Origin of the sequence: Robertmurraya korlensis (assembly GCF_023715225.1) — a bacterium.
Lineage (GTDB): Bacteria > Bacillota > Bacilli > Bacillales > Cytobacillaceae > Robertmurraya_A.
The window spans coordinates 1-597 of sequence record NZ_JAMBNS010000054.1 but is presented as its reverse complement, the minus strand read 5'-3'; the positions used below and the strand labels follow the sequence as shown (position 1 = coordinate 597).

The 597-nt window shown below is 40.2% G+C and carries 1 protein-coding gene; it reads right to left on the bottom strand.

The window, feature by feature from the left end; translation table 11 throughout:
- Positions 1–155 precede the first annotated feature (155 nt).
- The gene (gene msrB / locus M3175_RS25800; RefSeq protein ID WP_222118173.1) at positions 156–569 is read right to left on the bottom strand and encodes a peptide-methionine (R)-S-oxide reductase MsrB; all 414 of its coding nucleotides are present in this window, start codon (positions 567–569) and stop codon (positions 156–158) included.
- Positions 570–597: the final 28 nt, after the last annotated feature.

The following is a 597-nucleotide window of genomic DNA, read 5'->3' as shown; positions in this document are numbered from 1 at the left end:
ACTCTTAGCAAGTTTGTTAGCTTGAAAATAGCAAGGTGTGTGTCATGTTAGTAAATAAAAAAAGCAATCTGCCATTTCAAGATAAAATGACAAACTGCTATTTTAACACATTTTTATATGGTTAAGCTATATGTTTTAGCAAATGCAGATGGTAATTATTCAACCAATCCGATTAAGTCACCATAACCTTCTTGTTCCATCTCATCTACAGGGATAAAACGTAGCGATGCGCCATTGATGCAATAGCGCATGCCGCCAAGCTCAGGAAGACCGTCATTAAACACATGGCCTAAATGCGAATCAGCAACACGGCTGCGTACTTCAGTACGTCGCATACCGTGACTGTCATCAAACAATTCATTGATTACTGCTGTATCAATCGGTTTGCTAAAGGCGGGCCAACCACAACCTGAGTCATACTTATCTGATGAGCTAAAAAGCGGCTCACCGCTGACAATATCCACATAGATACCACGTTCAAATTGGTGATCATACTCATGGCTAAAAGGGCGTTCAGTGCCGTTTTGCTGTGTCACATAATATTGCTCATCATTCAAATTTGCCTTGATTTCAGCTTCAGAAGGTCTTACATACTTC